17 protein-coding genes and 1 tRNA gene are annotated in these 18,201 nt (G+C 45.8%); 6 read left to right on the top strand and 12 right to left on the bottom strand.

All coding sequences use genetic code 11. The annotated features are described in order from the left end of the window. Nucleotides 1-7: 7 nt before the first annotated feature. A tRNA-Thr gene (locus PSE7367_RS14915) sits at nt 8-79 on the bottom strand. 133 nt (nt 80-212) lie between these two features. Between PSE7367_RS14915 and PSE7367_RS14910 the strand changes: the two genes are divergently transcribed. The 5 genes from PSE7367_RS14910 (at nt 213) to PSE7367_RS14885 (ending at nt 5,544) form a co-directional block, all read left to right on the top strand. Then, complete coding sequence (locus PSE7367_RS14910) at nt 213-833, top strand: hypothetical protein (RefSeq protein ID WP_015166186.1); 621 nt, start codon at nt 213-215, stop codon at nt 831-833. A 403-nt stretch (nt 834-1,236) separates the two neighbouring features. Beyond that, nucleotides 1,237-1,752, top strand: coding sequence for a Tic20 family protein (locus PSE7367_RS14905; RefSeq protein ID WP_015166185.1), 516 nt, complete (start codon nt 1,237-1,239; stop codon nt 1,750-1,752). Nucleotides 1,753-1,869: 117 nt separating this feature from the next. After that, nucleotides 1,870-2,367, top strand: a complete 498-nt coding sequence (locus PSE7367_RS14900; protein WP_015166184.1) for a DUF1269 domain-containing protein — start codon at nt 1,870-1,872, stop codon at nt 2,365-2,367. Between the two features lie 435 nt (nt 2,368-2,802). Beyond that, nucleotides 2,803-4,590, top strand: coding sequence for a translational GTPase TypA (typA, locus tag PSE7367_RS14890; protein WP_015166183.1), 1,788 nt, complete (start codon nt 2,803-2,805; stop codon nt 4,588-4,590). 111 nt (nt 4,591-4,701) lie between these two features. Then, entirely contained in the window at nt 4,702-5,544 is an 843-nt protein-coding gene (locus PSE7367_RS14885; RefSeq protein WP_015166182.1) for a 4'-phosphopantetheinyl transferase family protein, read from the top strand. A 42-nt stretch (nt 5,545-5,586) separates the two neighbouring features. Here PSE7367_RS14885 and PSE7367_RS14880 read toward each other — a convergent pair whose 3' ends face one another. The 4 genes from PSE7367_RS14880 to PSE7367_RS14865 all read right to left on the bottom strand — a co-directional run bounded on the left by PSE7367_RS14880 (nt 5,587) and on the right by PSE7367_RS14865 (nt 7,532). Then, the gene (locus PSE7367_RS14880; protein WP_015166181.1) at nt 5,587-5,862 is read right to left on the bottom strand and encodes a MoaD/ThiS family protein; all 276 of its coding nucleotides are present in this window, start codon (nt 5,860-5,862) and stop codon (nt 5,587-5,589) included. Nucleotides 5,863-5,868: 6 nt separating this feature from the next. Beyond that, a complete protein-coding gene (locus PSE7367_RS14875) occupies nt 5,869-6,180 on the bottom strand; it encodes a DUF3181 family protein (protein WP_015166180.1) in 312 nt (103 codons plus the stop codon). A 46-nt stretch (nt 6,181-6,226) separates the two neighbouring features. Then, nucleotides 6,227-6,469 carry a 2TM domain-containing protein gene (locus PSE7367_RS14870; RefSeq protein ID WP_264314150.1) on the bottom strand — a complete coding sequence of 81 codons (243 nt, stop codon included), beginning with the start codon at nt 6,467-6,469 and terminating at the stop codon, nt 6,227-6,229. A gap of 127 nt (nt 6,470-6,596) precedes the next feature. Continuing rightward, nucleotides 6,597-7,532 (bottom strand): hypothetical protein, encoded by a 936-nt coding sequence (locus tag PSE7367_RS14865; RefSeq protein WP_015166178.1) that lies wholly within the window; start codon nt 7,530-7,532, stop codon nt 6,597-6,599. 1,412 nt (nt 7,533-8,944) lie between these two features. On the opposite strand from PSE7367_RS14865, the gene PSE7367_RS14855 reads away from it, so the two are divergent. After that, nucleotides 8,945-9,547 (top strand): hypothetical protein, encoded by a 603-nt coding sequence (locus PSE7367_RS14855; RefSeq protein WP_015166176.1) that lies wholly within the window; start codon nt 8,945-8,947, stop codon nt 9,545-9,547. Nucleotides 9,548-9,565: 18 nt separating this feature from the next. Here PSE7367_RS14855 and ureC read toward each other — a convergent pair whose 3' ends face one another. The 7 genes from ureC to PSE7367_RS14820 all read right to left on the bottom strand — a co-directional run bounded on the left by ureC (nt 9,566) and on the right by PSE7367_RS14820 (nt 17,868). After that, nucleotides 9,566-11,284: an urease subunit alpha gene (gene ureC / locus PSE7367_RS14850; protein WP_015166175.1), complete on the bottom strand. Its 1,719-nt coding sequence runs from the start codon at nt 11,282-11,284 to the stop codon at nt 9,566-9,568. 45 nt (nt 11,285-11,329) lie between these two features. Further along, nucleotides 11,330-11,635, bottom strand: a complete 306-nt coding sequence (locus PSE7367_RS14845) for an urease subunit beta (RefSeq protein ID WP_015166174.1) — start codon at nt 11,633-11,635, stop codon at nt 11,330-11,332. 428 nt (nt 11,636-12,063) lie between these two features. Then, entirely contained in the window at nt 12,064-13,893 is a 1,830-nt protein-coding gene (locus PSE7367_RS14840; RefSeq protein WP_015166173.1) for an iron uptake porin, read from the bottom strand. A gap of 474 nt (nt 13,894-14,367) precedes the next feature. Continuing rightward, nucleotides 14,368-14,670, bottom strand: coding sequence for an urease subunit gamma (ureA, locus tag PSE7367_RS14835; protein ID WP_015166172.1), 303 nt, complete (start codon nt 14,668-14,670; stop codon nt 14,368-14,370). A 223-nt stretch (nt 14,671-14,893) separates the two neighbouring features. Beyond that, the gene (locus PSE7367_RS14830; protein WP_015166171.1) at nt 14,894-15,760 is read right to left on the bottom strand and encodes an urease accessory protein UreD; all 867 of its coding nucleotides are present in this window, start codon (nt 15,758-15,760) and stop codon (nt 14,894-14,896) included. Nucleotides 15,761-15,881: 121 nt separating this feature from the next. Next, nucleotides 15,882-16,646, bottom strand: a complete 765-nt coding sequence (locus tag PSE7367_RS14825; protein ID WP_015166170.1) for an ABC transporter ATP-binding protein — start codon at nt 16,644-16,646, stop codon at nt 15,882-15,884. 214 nt (nt 16,647-16,860) lie between these two features. Further along, the gene (locus PSE7367_RS14820) at nt 16,861-17,868 is read right to left on the bottom strand and encodes a tetratricopeptide repeat protein (protein ID WP_015166169.1); all 1,008 of its coding nucleotides are present in this window, start codon (nt 17,866-17,868) and stop codon (nt 16,861-16,863) included. Nucleotides 17,869-18,201: the final 333 nt, after the last annotated feature.

Genomic DNA, 18,201 nt, shown 5'->3' with positions numbered 1-18,201 from the left:
AACCTAAAGCCCTCAACGGGATTTGAACCCGTGACCTTCTCCTTACCAAGGAGATGCTCTACCCCTGAGCCATGAGGGCGCTTTCCTGCTGGATCATTATTACATACTTAAAGGCACTTTGGTTACCCAAGTCACATTTACTATAGTTATGCTATGGATAAGTGGTTTATCACCACACGCATATTCTTAGCATAGTTACTTCAACAGAAAATATGCCGCGCAGGTATCCCAGGCATAACCAACAGCTACAAAGTAAAGAAAGTGAAGCGGGGATCGAAATACCGCAATTTTTGCGACGGCTCGGTATATCCGGCAGGCTGAAACTAGGCTTCGATCCACTCCGGACTATCTTTATATTATTCTTGGCGATCTATGGTTTTAGGGGGGCTCGCAACTATGATCAATTTTTATTCATTCACAATTTTAATTTACTGATCCATGAGGCTGGCCACCTGATTTTTGGCATTTTAGGAGAGTTCATTGGTTTTATGGGTGGGACGCTAATGCAACTGATCGTGCCGATCGCCTTTATTGTGTCTTTCTGGTGCCAAAAACAACGTTATGCGGCGGCGGTTTGCCTGTTTTGGTTATCGATCAATCTGTTTGATGTTTCCCGCTACCTCAAAGATGCCCGATCGCAATTAATCCCATTGCTGGGCGGTGAGGCTGTTACCCACGATTGGTTTTATTTGTTGGGCAGAACCGGCTTGCTAACCCATGATCAAACCATTGGCAATTTTGTATATGGGATTGCCTGGCTATTGTACCTGGTGGCGATCGGGGCGGGTTTCTATTTCTGCCGTCATTCAGCCCCAAAGCCAAAGCAAAAGTAAGATTAATGAAATTTGCAACGCGTGATTAACCATCGATTGGCTACGGCTGCTAATCATGGCAGATGCGATCGCCCTAAATGATGCTAAGCCATGATTTGGTTAGTGATTATGGCCAACCCAATGAACATGTCGGCATCTAAGTTAAACTCTAGGGCAGAATTAGTTAATCAGCAGTAAACCGCAGTCAAGATCAAGATAAATCATGAAGTTTCACGAACTAGATCAAGAATATAAAGCCGCACGCGTCCATTTTTTCGAGACAGGATCAGCCTGCGCGTACCTGACCTATATAAGCAAGAAGTTCAGGGGTTTTTGGTACGATTACATGTATGAAGGCGCTAATGTCTAGTTATGCTCTAATTGCTTAATATCTGATCAATTTTATTCATCTACCTATAATTTTATGAATTGGCAAAATAACCAAGACTATATCGATCGCTTCTTTGGCAGCCTGCCCTATCTATTGCCCGTTTCTGGGGCAATGGAGTTTGGTGTGCATATTTTCCCGCAGTTCAAATTTTTGGTCTATCCATTGCTGCCGTTTATTTTGATTGATAAGTTTTTGCTGCGGTTTTCAATCTTACCTGGCATTGGCGGTGAATTTATTATTTTCATGGCGTTGTTTTTTCTAGTGATCAGAAGCGATCGCCTCAGTCGTTTTATTCGCCTGAACACGATGCAGGCACTTTTGCTGCAAATTGGTTTATTTATTGCCACGCTAGCGCTCACTCTTTTGGGATTTGGCCTCAATACGCTGCCTGGCGGTCTACTCATCGAGCAAGTGATCACCAATACAATTTTTATGGGGATGGTGTTTTGCTTTTTCTATAGCCTTTACTACACAGTGCGAGGCGAATATCCTGAGATTCCTGGCGTGTCTGATGCTGCCTCAATGCAGATCGATGGTCGGCGATTTTAGGCTTCTTTTTGTTTAAAGCTTTGCATCTTAGTCCCCTTCACTAATAGTTCACATTCAGGTGCTTAGATTCCTATATATGTCGCTGTAACGCGATTGTAGAAGATTTTAGGTTAACCCATGAGTGAACTAATTGTTGTTGGATTTAAAGACGAGCACAAGGCTGAAGAAGTACGCATGGAGCTGCTGCGATTGCAAAAGGAGCACCTTGTCGCACTTGAAGATGCAGCGGTTGCGATCAAAAAAGCCGATGGTAATGTAAAAATCAAACAGGTTTATAACCTGACTGCTTCCGGTGCCCTGAGTGGTAGTTTCTGGGGGCTGTTGTTGGGTACGTTTTTATTTGCACCCCTAACTGGCCTGGTGGCTGGGGCGGCGGCGGGCGCGATCTCCGGTGCCCTAGCTGACATTGGCGTAGACGATAATTTTATTAAAGAATTAACCAATACCCTGGAGCCAGGTTCATCGGCCTTGTTTGTGCTGGTGCGTAAGGTCACGCCGGATAAGGTATTGGAAGATCTCAGCCAGTATGAGGGTAAGGTTTTGCGTACTTCATTGACCAAGGATGATGAAGCCAAGCTGCAAGAGGTGCTATCAAAGGTCGAAGTTGCTAGCTAAGCCTCAATTCAAGCTCAAGATTAACTTCTGAGCGTATGGCTTGGCTTGTTTGGGCTTTATTTCGATCGAAGCGGCAGTACATTGCAGTACATTGAGGTAAATACAATTAATTAACCTTTGCTGACGATCGCCTTAATAGTTTTATCGAACTCAAATCAAACTTTACTAAGGGTCTCTCAAAACACTGAGGGACTTTTTTATTTTTATTGGCATATTGGAATTTAATCACTGGCATAATAAATAACTTACCCAATATCTGGTAATCGTCCTTCAGGCAAAGATCATAGCCACCATAAATATTCCTGAAAACCAGGTCAACTGCCACCACTTGACTTATTCCGATCGATAGCAAATACTTATGCAGGTCGCAATATTACAAAAAGTCAAGCATAATAGTAAAGAATCCATAAATCTTCTAAGGATCTGTAACATTCCATGTCTGCCCATATCCGCAACGTTGCTATCATTGCCCACGTCGATCACGGCAAAACCACCCTGGTTGATGCCCTCCTCAAACAATCCGGTGTATTCCGCGAAGGTGAACAGGTCGAAGACTGCGTCATGGACTCTAATGATTTAGAGCGTGAGCGCGGCATTACGATCTTGTCGAAAAATACTGCGGTCAGGTTTAAAGATAACCTGATTAATATTGTTGATACACCTGGACACGCAGACTTCGGCGGTGAAGTAGAGCGTGTTTTGGGCATGGTTGAAGGTTGCTTGCTGATCGTGGATGCAACCGAAGGGCCAATGCCGCAAACCAGGTTTGTGCTCAAGAAAGCCCTTGAAAAAGGTTTACGCCCGATCGTGATCGTCAATAAAATCGATCGCCCTTCCGCTGATCCTCACAATGCGGTGGATAAGGTGTTTGATTTGTTTGTGGAGCTGGGCGCAGACGACGATCAATGCGATTTTCCCTATCTATTTGCCTCTGGCCTGAGTGGATTTGCCAAGGATGAATTAGAAGAAGAAAACGAGGATATGCAGCCCTTGTTTGAGGCAGTTTTGCGCAATGTACCGCCGCCGGTTGGTGATCCGGAATTGCCGTTACAAATTCAAGTAACCACGCTGGATTATTCAGAATATTTAGGCCGGATCGTGATCGGTAAAATTCACAATGGCACAATTAATTTAAGCCAACAGGCCGCGCTGATCCGTGAAGATGGTTCGATCATTAAGGCACGAGTATCCAAACTATTTGGTTTTGAGGGACTCAATCGGGTAGAGCTAAAAACTGCCTCGGCTGGTAATATTGTGGCCGTGGCTGGATTTGTGGATGCCAACATTGGTGAAACGATCACTAGCCCGGATGATCCGCAAGCCTTACCGCTAATTCGGGTGGATGAACCAACCTTGCAGATGACTTTTTGTGTGAATGATTCACCCTTTGCTGGTAAAGAAGGTAAGTTTGTTACTTCTCGGCAACTGCGCGATCGCCTCGATCGAGAATTAGAAACCAATGTGGCCTTGCGGGTAGAAGAAACCGATTCCCCCGATCGCTTCAGTGTCAGTGGTCGCGGCGAACTGCATCTGGGTATTTTGATCGAAACGATGCGCCGCGAGGGTTATGAGTTCCAGGTATCCCAGCCTCAAGTAATTTACCGCGAAATTAACGGCCAGCCCTATGAGCCATTTGAATTTTTGGTATTGGATGTACCAGAAGATGCGGTGGGTAGTTGTATTGAGCGATTGGGGCAACGCCGTGCCGAAATGCGGGATATGCAGGTAAATAATGGTCGCGCTCAATTAGAATTTGTAGTGCCTGCCCGTGGTCTGGTTGGCTTCAGGGGTGAGTTTTTGCGGATGACCCGTGGTGAAGGGATCATGAGCCACAGCTTCCTTGATTACCGCACTTTGGCTGGTGAGATTGAGGCCAGACGTAATGGGGTGCTGATTTCCTTTGAAGAAGGCGATGCAACTTTCTATGCGCTCAAAAATGCAGAAGATCGCGGTTCTTTCTTTATCACCCCTGGCACTAAGGTATATAAGGGGATGATCGTGGGTGAGAACAATCGCCCCCAGGATCTAGAGCTGAATGTGTGTAAAACCAAACAGCTCACTAACCACCGTGCCGCCTCTGGTGAAGAACTAGTGCAGTTGCAATCGCCGGTGGAGATGAACCTGGAACGGGCGTTGGAATATATCACCGCTGATGAGATGGTGGAGGTTACGCCAGAATCAATTCGCCTGCGCAAGATGAGCAAAAAACTGGTTAAGCGCTAAGCTAATCAGCACCTAAGTAAATTACATCAATTACATTTTGGCCTGGTCGATCGATTCGATCGGGCTATTTTTCTATTGTATTTTGAATATTGCCGTTAGGAGGCCAGGAATTTGGCTAGCAGTCAGGATTTTAATTTTAAAACTTATCGTCCAGATTTTGAGCAGTTGGACGATCGCGCCATTCATGTTTGGCGAGCTGAGTTAAATTTACCAATAGATAAGATCGCCGGATTCAAAAACCTGCTTAGCGCCGATGAACTAGCCAGAGCCGATCGACTTAAAATTCCGCAGCGCTGCGATCGATTCATTGCGGGGCGGGGCATTCTGCGGATTCTGTTGGGATATTATTTAAACCAATCACCACAGCAAATAGAGTTTAAATATGGCAATCGGGGTAAGCCCTATTTAAATTTTGGCCAGGAAAATCACTCCCAAAATAGTCAGCAACGGTTAGAGGCGAGCACTAGGCGATCGCAAAATCTTGAACTATATTTCAATCTGGCTCATTCCAATGACCTGGCCTTATATGCCTTTAGCTATGCCAATGAATTAGGCATTGACCTGGAAAAAGTGCGCCCCATGCCCCATGCCGATCGCCTGGCTAAGCGTTTTTTTGCGGAGTCGGAATATACAGTGATGCAATCTTTGCCCGCAGTAGATCGACAAGAGGTATTTTTTAAAACCTGGACTCGTAAAGAAGCTTATCTAAAAGCAGTGGGGGTGGGAATTGTCCAGCTTAAGCAGGTGGAGCTAAATATTGCGCCGGATTTGCCTGCCAAAATTTTGAGCATTCAGGGCGATCGCCAAATAGCCCAACGTTGGCAGCTTGCAGATTTAGCGATCGATCCTGGGTTTGCGGCAGCGATTGCGATCGAATCAAGCAAATTAGCAGATCTAGACTTGCAATATTTTAATTTTCAGGGAGCTAGCAACTTTGATATCTGGACCAATTAATCCTCGGTCTGAACTTCTTAATTGATCGCAGATCCTGGAAACTCATCCGCCACTGACTGGTGGAATCAGTGCCACTTCATCGCCATCTTGTAACTCTGTGTCTGGCGGGGCAAAATCTAGATTGATTGCAAAGCGGGTATGCGATCGCCACTTTTCTAACTCAGGATAATCCTGCACTAAGTAATCGAAAACTGCCACCACGGGCGATCGGGCTGGTAAATTCAGCTCAATCTGTTCCGCTGCAATGGTTTCTTGAAAAGCGGCAAATAGCTTTACCGTAACCGCAATCTCAGTGACGGTTAAATCAGGGTTTGACATTTGCACTTAAAAATCCCGACTGACCCGAATTAAGATTTTGGTAATATCCTCAGCCGCATTAGGGGGCAACAGATCAATCAAGGGTAGCTCTTTGCGGCCACCACCCACAGCAACCTTAAAATCGCGCAGGATCGCTATTACTTCGCCCTCCTCGACGCGATCGGCATTGCCACCTTCCACCATCGGATAAAGCCGCTCTGCCAGGGGTTTATGCAAGTGGGCATTGGCAAGATAGAGATGCCACTTAGCTACGTCTATATATATTTCCTCACCGATCGTGGCGGCGAGCTTTTCAATATTTTCTGCTTCGATCGTCATAACATTTATGTATGTTTGTGCTTAGGTTAGATGCTGGGTGCTGGGTCTATTCTGGTGTGGATTGTTTAAGATTTCGCTCCGTGGCAAAAGCCCAGATCCCATGAATCAGCAATAGTGCTAGCCAGGACTCGGTTAATAAAATTGTCCAGTCCCAGTTAGCATAAGTAATTGTGCGCACAAACCAGATACAGGAATTACTCGCGGCAAAGATGCCTACATGGAGCGCAAAGTTAATTCTATTTTCTAATCTTTGGTAGTCGGGATCGTTTTTGTCGGGGGGTTTTGACAACCGGGGAGCCATAATTATTTTGTATTTATATGTTAATTAATCTTGTCTAGATCTATTTTGCTCAATATGTATTGACTTTGGGCAACTAATTTTAGCCTAACCTGGACTCAGCCAAACCCAGCCAGGCTCATTTTTTCTTTTTTTTCTTCTTCTTGGCTCGATTCTTCTGGCGCGATTGTTTCGCCAGTTTATTTTTTGTTTTTTGCTTGGCCGATTTTTGGGATTTGCTCATTCCCCCTGGCATCATCGCTGGATTATATTCCCCAGCCATCCGCATCATTTCTTCATCGCTAAGAGGTCGATCGCTGCCTCCTGCGCCAGTCAACTTCTCTAAGCTATCAAGAATGCCGCGAATATGGAACTTGTCTTCTTCAGACATTGGCGGCGGTTCCTTGAGGCCAAAGGCATATTCTAATTCCTCCCAATCGCCCACGACGATCGGATCGACTCGGCCAGCATCATAGGCTTTTTTCACTACTGGTGCCGCGCTTTCGGCAGCTAATTGAATTAGATCATCCACCAGATAACTGTTCAGGTCGATGCTATTTTGCTTGTATTTTTCTAGTTGGGTAGTTAGGGCAGCAATGCTCTTATCATTGAGGGTTAAGTGTTTTTGGCCGATCGCCAGGAAGCATTCCATTGCCGTGACGCGACCATGATCGGAATTGCTGGTATCTGCTAGATAGCCACTGAGAGCGGTAAAGACTTCATCTTCATGCTTAAGCACAATCGCGGCATAAACCTGAGGCATTTCCTCATCAACCCATTCATCAGTTGTAGAGCGATCGAATAGGTCTAATAAGGGCACGATCGCTGCTTTGGCTTCTAATTGCGCCAGAACCCGCCAGGCATGAACCGCCCCCCATGCTTCCAGCTTTTGGGGTTTGAATTGAGGATTATTTCGGGTCAGTGCCAACTGAATTAGCTCTGGAATGTGCTCTGTGGTGATGCCAAATTCTTTGCCATAGTCCGCCAGTTTCTGGTAATTCATATCCTGGCATTCGCCATAGCTGAGTAGCTTAGCTACGGGGTCAACAAAATCTGAGAAGCTGGCGATCGTCATTTCATCTTCCTCCTTCTAATCACTTTGCCAGGTATTGAATAGAAATTGTAAGCTAAAACCCCAACAAACCTAACAGTGTTCAAACCAAAACATAGAGATACATGGCACTATGTCAATTTCATCATGATGAGCAGCCATATTTTGAAATACTTGCATGTTAAGAGCTTTATCAAAATACTATCTATCAATAATAATTTGACAGATTAATAGCTTCACCATCCTGGGTAGATCAACATATAACTTAACTACAATCCCACTATTAACATGATGCGCATGCTGCAAGTTAAAGCTTAAGGTTAATTTAGGTCATAGCCAGATCCTGCTTTAAATAACTCAGTGTGCTCTGTTATCCTTTGGCTGCGATTTGGACAGATGCCTTGTTGCGATCAATGGTGGTCAATTTTAGCAGCTAGATATCTAGATATATTGGCGATCGCGCTTACATATTGGGTTGGTGCCGTCGTCAGTAAGATATCAGACAAGAGACAAAATTTTCCAGATATTTGTCCATAAAAAATTATGCAAAGATGCATTAGTGGTTAAATCACTTTAATAAAGTTGCATCGACACTTTACGAGCCCATAGATATTAAGATATTAGGCTGCAAATGTGAGTAAGCAAGGGGCTAATGGGATTGCTATTTATCATGATCAGAACTATCTAAACCAAGCTGGAGCAGCATTATTGATCTGTCGCTAAGTCATGAATAGTTGACATACAAACATATTACCAATGCATTGTGTATTCCATAATACAAATGCCCAGAAATAGCAGTAAATTAATAGTTCAAAATGCTTGCAACTACAAACTAGTTGTAGTATTCTATAGATAGAAATTAAGACTGCTTGCTCAAGGAGGTGAATAGATGGAAAAAAGTTTGGTTTTGGCCTTAGATAGCTTTGACAATTATGCATTTGCGAATTATCTACATCGCAACGATAATTTTTTAACCAGTGCGATCGATACGTTTTATCAACCCAGCAATTCATACTCCACTCTTTTCAAAAAACTGGAGAATTATTGCTACTTGTTTGCTAACCTTTTTTGCCTGCTATTGCTGTTTACTTCTGAGCTTGGGCCATCGGTAGTCAACTGGGGACTTTGCGCAATTAGGCTTTGCATAGGGGCAATTTAGGGGCGATCGTCACCTGTCCTTAAAAGTTGCAGATAACTTGTATCATTGTTTACATTTCTTACGAATTTTTATGATGCTGCTATGGCTGAATCTGGCTGTGGCAGCTATTTTGTTGTTTTGTTGGCCACTAGACGGATTGACCAAAATATTTGAGAATGTACAGATCCCCGTTTATGCGGGATAATTACATCGTATTGCTTTATATAAATAACTTTAATAGGGTTAAGGCTACAACTTAGTTGTATTATCGTCTAGTTAATAATTTGGGTTGAGGCTGATGTCCAAAACTGGAACTGTCAGGCTTGCTTATGAGCTACTCGAAAGGATCGATGCGGCTTTGGGCGAAGGGCAATCACGACCAGACTTGATTACAAAAGCAGTCGAAGCTTATCTTGCTGGAGCATGTGTGCCACTTGATGATCAACATAACCAACATTGGTTTCGCAGTTCTAAGAAATTAGATCAGGTCAAGGAAGCCCTGGAAATCACCGAAGATAAGGTGGAAATGACCGAGGCGGCGTTGGTGAATAAAGCGGCGGAAATTAGTGGCCTAAGCGTTGAACAAATTACAGTGGAAGGGCGGCAGTATCGCGCCCAGGATGCAATTACCCGATCGCTTAGTACAGAAAACCGTGAAGGACATACCCAGGGGATTGTTGGTGCGGCGGATGAGCGCCTTGATGAGGCCTACGAGGCGGTTAAGGGGATGGTGAAAGATGGTACTTATAAACCTAAAGATGGCCGGATTAGCCTGACTGCAATTTCACAACGGGCAATGGCTAATTATAATTCTGCCAAAAGTTGGGCGGAGCGCCGTGGGCATACGGAACTATTGTCTAGTTCTAGCTCTGCTGAGCCTACTGATATCGCAGATGCATAGTGTTTTTAGTGGAGATTGTTAGAACAAGAAATAGCGCTGTGCCATGGGCAAAAGGGTAGCAGGTTCGCAGATCAATAGTTCGCCATCTGCCCTTACTTCATAGGTTTCTGGATCGACTTCGATTTTTGGTAAGGCATCATTCAGCTTCATATCTTGCTTGCCGATCTGACGGTTGTTAGCCACAGCCACGGCGGTTTTATTGAGTTTAATTTGATTGGGAATATCCTTCTCAAGCGCCGCCTGAGAAACAAAGGTGAGGCTGGTTGCCGCGATCGCGCCGCCAAAACTAGCAAACATCGGCTGCATATGAACTGGTTGCGGGGTAGGAATACTGGCATTGGCATCACCCATTTGTGCCCAGGCAATCATGCCGCCTTTTAGCACCAGGTCTGGCTTGATCCCAAAGAAGGCCGGATGCCACAAACAAAGGTCAGCCAGCTTGCCAACCTCGATCGAGCCCACATGATTAGCAATGCCATGGGCGATCGCGGGGTTAATCGTGTATTTGGCGATATAGCGCTTGGCGCGGAAATTATCGGCCTGATGATTGGCCTGCGTATCTGCTGATAATTGCCCCCGTTGCACCTTCATTTTGTGGGCAGTTTGCCAGGTGCGAATAATTACTTCGCCGACGCGACCCATGGCCTGGGAATCAGAGGCAATCATGCTGAATGCCCCCAGATCGTGCAAAATATCCTCAGCGGCGATCGTTTCTCTGCGAATCCGCGACTCCGCAAAGGCAACGTCTTCGGGAATAGCAGGATCGAGATGGTGGCAGACCATCAGCATGTCTAAATGCTCATCCAGGGTATTGAGGGTATAGGGTCGGGTTGGATTGGTAGAAGAAGGCAACACATTCGCTTCACCACAAACCTTAATAATATCTGGCGCATGACCACCACCGGCTCCCTCGGTATGGTAGGTATGAATGACGCGATTTTTAAAGGCGGCGATCGTCTGTTCCACAAACCCCGCTTCGTTCAAAGTATCGGTATGGATTGCCACCTGCACATCGTATTGATCGGCCACACTCAGGCAGGTATCGATCGCCGCAGGAGTCGTGCCCCAATCTTCATGGAGCTTGAGACCCATTGCCCCTGCTTCCACCTGTTCCGCCAATCCAGAGGGTTGACTACTGTTCCCTTTGCCCAGGAAACCTAGATTCATTGGAAAGGCTTCCGCTGCCTGCAACATGCGGTGAATATTCCAAGCACCAGGCGTGCAGGTAGTCGCATTTGTACCCGTGGCCGGGCCCGTGCCGCCTCCAAGCATGGTAGTGATCCCAGAGGCGATCGCAGTTTCAATCTGTTGCGGACAAATGAAGTGAATGTGGCTATCGATCCCACCGGCGGTCAGAATCTTACCTTCGCCAGCGATCGCTTCGGTGCTAGGGCCAATAATAATATCGATGTTGTCTTGAATATGGGGATTCCCAGCCTTACCGATCGCCACAATCCGACCATCCTTAATCCCCACATCTGCTTTGACTATGCCCCACCAATCCAGAATTAGGGCGTTGGTAATCACCACGTCAACTGCCCCACCAGCCCGATCGATCGTGGATTGTCCCATGCCATCACGAATCACCTTACCGCCACCAAATTTAACTTCATCGCCATAGGTGGTGTAGTCACGCTCTACGGCAATAAATAGTTCGGTATCGGCTAACCGGAGGCGATCGCCCACCGTGGGGCCATAGGTGTCGCCATAGGCGCGGCGATTCATGCGATAGCTCATTGTGCTTCTAACTCCTCTTTATTCTCGATTTTTACCCAACCAGGCTTACAAAGCCCCATTAATCAAGCCATTAAAGCCATATACCTCACGACTGCCCACATAGGGAACCAGGGTGATTTCTTTCTGATCGCCGGGCTCAAACCGGATTGCCGTTCCCGCCGGAATATCTAAATGCATTCCCCTGGCGCGATCGCGTTCAAACTCAAGGGCTGGATTCGCTTCAAAAAAATGAAAATGGGAACCAACCTGAATTGGTCGATCGCCAGTATTTGCCACCATCAGCGTGGTAGTTTCGCGCCCAGCATTTAATTCAATCTCGCCTGCTGCCGTAATTAGTTCGCCTGGGATCATATTGCTTAACTAGTTTGATTTTGTCGAGAATGTTTACAACTAAGTTAACTTAATTGATGCTTGGAAGCGAGCAACTCTCCTTTGGCTAGCTGCTTAAGTCTGTCAGAGAAATTGCGATCATTTAATTCTCTCAATATATACCAGTTCTGGATCATGTTCTGCGCGATCGCTAGTGAATTTAGGAAACAGCTATGCCTAGGTCAAAATTAAAAGCAGGAGATCTCTCAATCCCCTGCCCTACAAATGTCTTAGCTATTGACAGACAAGCTGTCATTTATGTGAGGTAATTTATTGAATTCATATTTAAGTGAAGCGATCGCTAGATTCACGAAACCACAAAATTAGTTTGTATAGCGATCGCTCTAACTCAAAAAGCAGATAACCGATTGACAACAGATTGCCAATGATTCGATGATTCAACTAAAACCCTAGAAATTGAACTGAGTGCGCAGATTACCTACGAACACATCATTACCAGAGAAGTTGTTGAAATTCCAGATGTATTGAACATTAGGAATAATGGCAATATTTTTGGTCAAAGGCAGATAGTAAGCAGCTTCCAACTCATAGGAAGTGCTACCATCACCACCGCCAGAAACTAGATTCTCGCGCCCACTGGTGATGTCATAGGGCATCAAGAATGAGACTGTGCCTCTAGCACCATCTTTGAACAAATCAAGTAAGGCGAAACCAACTTGGAATGCTTGAGCTTCTAGATTCCCCTTGGGCACCGCGCCATCGCTGGGGTTGATGTTGGTGTCGGTGAAGCCATAACGACCGAATACACCAAAGCGATCAGTAATCAACCAATCCATATTGACCGCATAGGTGTTGGACTGGGAGTTATTAACTGCACCACCAAAGCCATCATCGGCCAAACCGCGAATCGGTTCACCACTGACCAAGCCATCACGAGCCTGAATGTTGGTGCGAGCATAGATAAAGCGGAGGTTAAACTTTTCAGAGGGCTTGAAGGTCAATTCTGCGGCCAGAATGTTGGTACCACCAAACAACCCTTCATCGGGATTGGAAGCCGAGTTGGAGGTAAAGAACTCGTTGCTTTCGGCCAAATAACCAAGGTGGAAGTCAAACTTATCACCCAGAGGTTGCAGCCACACTGCACCAGCACCACGATTGACGATGCTCAAGAAGGTACTATCGATCGCGTTGAAGCTGCTAACACCATTAAACAAGAGGGTGAAGCGATTGGCTTCAAAATACTTATAGAAATTAACCCGGGGCCCGACCACAATCCGCGACTTGCCACCAAATACAGGGAAGCTGTAGGACAATTCGCGCAAAACAAACTCATTCGCTGCCGAACCAGAGGTCTGGTCAAAGTATGGCGTACCATCGGAGTTAAACTTACCTGCCGACACATAAACATTAGCAGGGGAAGTACCATTACCAGCCGCAAGCTGAGTGGTTAATAAATCATCACCAGTGAACGAGGTTTTGAGATCTAACCAGACCAAACCACTGAAGGTAAGATTCGGGTCGTTCTCAACGATCTCACTGATGGGATTACCAAAGGCATCACGACTACCGATCTCTCGGCGGATATCGCTACCGGTGGCACCAGTCAGGTTAAAGAATGCCAACCCACTTAACTTGGTGGTGGTAGAAAATTGCTGGGCTTCGAGTTGGGCGGTCTTGGCTTCGAGCGCATCAACACGGCCACGTAGGGCAGCTAGCTCAGCGGCAAATTCTTCTTGAAGTCTTTGCAACGCAGCCAGGTCTTCTTTGCTAACCTTATCGGCCAAACCAGAGGAAATAATTTCGTTGATTTTGTCCAAGCAAGCATTCAAGCCAGCGGCGAACTCATACCTGGTCATGGCTCGCTGACCACGATAGGTGCGATCGGGATAGCCAGCAATACAGCCGTAGCGCTCTACTAGCGATTGCAAGGCCGTAAATGCCCAATCGGTAGGTTGCACATCACTTAGCTGGGAAACGGAAGTTACCTGTGATAACTGCTGGGGGGCTGGATTGTTGGAATGGAACTTTTCCTGGGAATATCTTTGCACCTGATCCAGGTAATCCAGGTTAGCCACGGTTTGGCTTGATTCTTCACTAAGCTGGGCTACATATTGCTCAGTAGTTTTTGCAGCTTGATCAGCTTGAATAGACTGATCGGCAGTTGATAGTTGGGAAACCGGATCGATCGATTCAGCATTAGCGGTTTTGCCCAGGCATAGCAATAGCCCAAGCGCACCTACTGGGATGCTGAGGAGTCCTCGACACCACAATTTAAACATTAATCTCACTCCACACTTATTTATTATGCTTAGGATAAGTTAAGACCTGGTTAAAGACAATATATTATTAGCTCGATTAATCTTTTATTAATCTTGAGCCTAATTCTGGCGATCGGTTCCTATGTACACTTTCAACTCAACTATTACATTTGCCAGCACATGACCTAGCTTGTATGCAACCAGTTGGAATTTAGAAAATATTTATAGAGCGATCGCCTAATTGTCTTGAAGCCCTGGCTAAACTTGCCTGATCAAGTATCCATCGAGATCCTGTATCTTCAGGCATACTGATCCATAGGCTAAGCTAGCATGGGTGATTTGGCGTAAATGTATTCTCGGCAACAATTATTTTGACTAGATTGATCTCAAAGGCGGTGGGATTATTTCCTCTGAATCCAGCCATGATCTGCTAGGAACTTAGCTAATAGCGGCAATCAATTGCTTATCTCTGCCTGATATTTCTAACAACTTCTATTAACGAATTGGTTCATGCACCGTAACCAACTTAGTGCCATCGGGGAAGGTGGCTTCGACCTGCACTTCATGGATCATTTCGGCGATCCCCTCCATTACCTGATTCCGGTTTAGCAATGTTGTGCCATAGGTCATCAAATCTGCTACCGTGCGACCATCCCGCGCCCCTTCCAAAATCCCTGCCGAAATATAGGCCACGGCTTCTGGATAATTGAGCTTTAGGCCGCGATCCTTGCGGCGTTCTGCCAGCAGGGCAGCAGTAAAAATCAATAATTTGTCTTTTTCCTGGGGCGATAGCTGCATACCTTATTCCTCAATCACTACTCCTCAACCACTGCTGATATTACAATATATCTCGATATATCTCGATCTGGAGGTGCGATCGTCTTTCTGAGCAACAATTGGCAATTGTTATCAATTAGTTAGGGTGCTGCAAACTTCAGAATTAAATCTAGCTTGCTTGGCTTAATGTTTATGGTTTTATGTTTATGGTTTTAATAATATCTAAATAAAAATAAGAGCCAAGCTACTGCCATACTCTCGGTTGGCAAACGGGTAATTCCAGATATGCCGATCGCAAAAGTTGCCAAATTTGCTTAAACCATTGCTTCGCCAGGTGACTTGAATTACCGCGATATCGACAGACCAATCCCAAAATTGTGCTAGTTACCCCTGCATCATGAATGCTGGCATCGGCATAATTAATTAAATTTTGTTCGGCACTCACGATCGCTAACCAGGCTTGCTTAATCTGGGCAATTATTTCTGGATTGGCTGGTTGCCCCGCCAGGACGAGCGATCCTAAAATTGCTTTGCGAGCCAGGCCATTGCTAGATTCCAATAATTCCATTTGTCCCACCAGGCGTTGTCGATCGCACCAGATTGGTTTGCCCGCTTGCCAGATTTCACAATGCGATCGCCATTGGCCAGGGCAAAATACCTCACCCCTGGCGGTACGCCCAAATCTAGTTAGATCCCAGCCCAGCCAGAGTGCCTTGGGCTCCAAATCGATCCGTAGCTTTTGAGTATAATCAGCCCCCGCAAAAACGATCGTTTCCTGGGGCAACCATTCCAGGCAAGCACCGGCACCAACTGTAATTTTCGTTTCCTGAACAGCGATTTGGCCATTACTGCGATAAATCTTAGCTGCCGCTGCATTGGTGATTAAAGCATGGGTATTGGGTTGTAGCTTGATTTGACTGGTGAGCCGATCGCCACCGACCACCCCGCCTGCTGTGTGCACAATGATGCTGTGGCAGATGCGATCGCCTTCAGGATAAAAGGGGCGTTGCATCCTAAACGGAGCCTGGGTATGGGTATGGACTAACTTGGTAGCAAGGTCGGTGTTGCCATATTCTAATTCCAAGTGACCATGCCAGTTAGATCTAGACATACTAATACTTTTAAAAAATCATATAAAAAAGTCTGTAACACTCTAACAGCAAGAATCAGGATGAAAACGAGTCATTTGTAATTATTTCTAGATTTTTCGTTTAAATCATCTCGATCGCTGCTCATTCACCTAGATATGCCTCAATCACCGCCGGATTATTTTTAACCTGCTCCGGTGCATCCAGCGCAATTAACTGACCAAAATTTAGCACCGCAATCCGATCGCACAGACCCATCACCAGCGGTACATGATGCTCAATCAGCAAAATAGTTAAATTGAGGCGATCGCGGATCTGACGAATAAATTCGCTTAGCTCGGCCTTTTCGTTGGGGTTCATACCTGCCGCCGGTTCATCCAGCAGCAATAACTTAGGCTTTAGGGCTAGGGCACGGGCAATTTCCAAACGACGCTGATCGCCATAGGCAAAACTGTTGGCCTGGTGGTCGGCCTTATCTGCTAAACCGACCAGCTCCAACAACTCCATCGCCCGATCGTAGGTGTCTACTTCTTCGCCCCTGGCTATACCGAATACACCAGAAAATACCCCAGCCTGGGTATGCACATGGCGGGCGATCGCCACATTTTCCAGGGCTGAAAGATTACAAAATAAACGAATATTTTGGAACGTGCGCGCAATCCCACTGGCAGCAATCTGGTGGGGGCGCAGCTTGGTAATATCCTGGCGATCGTGGCTAAGGCTGCCGCTCGATGGCTCCAGCAGGCCAGTAATAATATTAAACAAGGTGGTCTTGCCAGCACCATTGGGGCCAATTAAGCCAAAAATCTCACCCTGCTGCACCGCAAAGGAAACCCGATCGATCGCCACCAGGCCACCAAAGCGACGCGTAATTTCATTAACTTTCAGAAATTCTGATAATTCATTCACTGCCGTTACAAATAGAGCAGAACTAAGAAAAAATTGTTAGATCATAATCATAATGCCTCCCCTAACGAATTAACGGGAAGATAGGCATTGCATGGACATATTTTTGTTAAGGCTTAGTCGTAGGTGGGTTTAAATTTCGCTTTTAAAGTCAATTGCTGGGGCGAGAGAGAGAGGAACACAAGTATCTATCAAACTTCAATCGAATTAGTTATTCTTAGCGGCTGCTACCTAGCTGGATATAGGTACTGACATTACGTACTGCCTGGGTCGCATAAAAATCATTGGGCTTTTGCTGCAATGCCTGCTGGAAATTTTCCAAAGCAACGTTATATCTACCGTTGGCCGTGGCATCGTAACCAGCTTCCATGTAGCGATCGTAGCGAGAGGTATTCGGATCGCTGCTAGTGATTTCTTCGGTATCCAGAATTGCATTCTTGGAATTCCAATAGGCGATCGTGGCATAGCGATCATTTGGCCGTTCCGCCAGTGCCAGGCGAAAATATCTGGTTGCTTGGCGATTCTCGCTCCGTTGCGCAGCAGCATAACCCAAACGCATATAGCGATTGTAGGGTGGTTCTAATGCATAAAAATCCAGTGGTTCTTCGGCAGCCGGAACTGCTCTTTGCTCACCGCGCTGAATATAGGTAGTAATATTACGAATTGCCTGGGTGGCATAGTAATCATCGGGTTTTTGATCCAGTGCCTTTCTGAAATTAATCAGTGCAGTTTGATAGTTCTCATCCTCGGTGGCATCATATCCAATCCGCATGTAGCGATCGTAGGTTGACTCCTGTTCGATCGTGCGGGGCGATGAATTGTCGTTATTGATAATGTCTTTTGAATTCCAATAGGCGATCGTGGCGGCTTTGTCTTGTGCCCGCTCATATAATGCTGCCCGAAAATAGAGCACCGCCGTATCGTGATCTTCGCGCTGAACCGCCGCATAGCCCAAACGCATGTAGCGATCGTAGGGAGCCTCATTAGTTGGCCAAGTCCCGCGCGAACTTTCTACCCGAATGACGGGGCGATCGTCAGGTGGAACTACTGGATCTGGCTCAGGTTGAGTCACTTGCGGTTGAGGTGCTGGCTCAGTGGAGAGCGAATCCTGGGTTTCCTGGGCTTGAATTGCGCCAATGCTTCCCATACTTATACTTAATGATGAGGCGATCAGAGTTGTAGCCACCAAATTTAATGGTTTGACTACATCAAAAAACTTATTCACTCTATATGCTCCTGTGCTTAAGTGATGATTTTTAAAGCATTCATGACACGGCTAAATCCGCCTAGCCTTGATTAGGACAGGCATCCATCATATTTAATAGTTACTTTAACAGTAGAGTATAAATGTGAACTTGTTTTGAAATCCTTGTATTTATCTCAGGCATAAAATTTAGCTAGTTGTTGTGACTTTTAGGCCACTTGTTTTTTGTAGATATGGCCAAGCCTCAACTTTTGCTGGCGATCGACGTTGACTATTACTGCTTTGTAGGCGATCGCCTTCTAAATGCACAAAAGACGCTTAGCTAAGTCAACACTCCATCATATTCAGCATAAA

The organism is Pseudanabaena sp. PCC 7367, from assembly GCF_000317065.1.
GTDB lineage: Bacteria > Cyanobacteriota > Cyanobacteriia > Pseudanabaenales > Pseudanabaenaceae > Thalassoporum > Thalassoporum mexicanum.
Note: the sequence above shows the minus strand (reverse complement) of the source record. Positions and strands in the feature narration are given on the sequence as shown.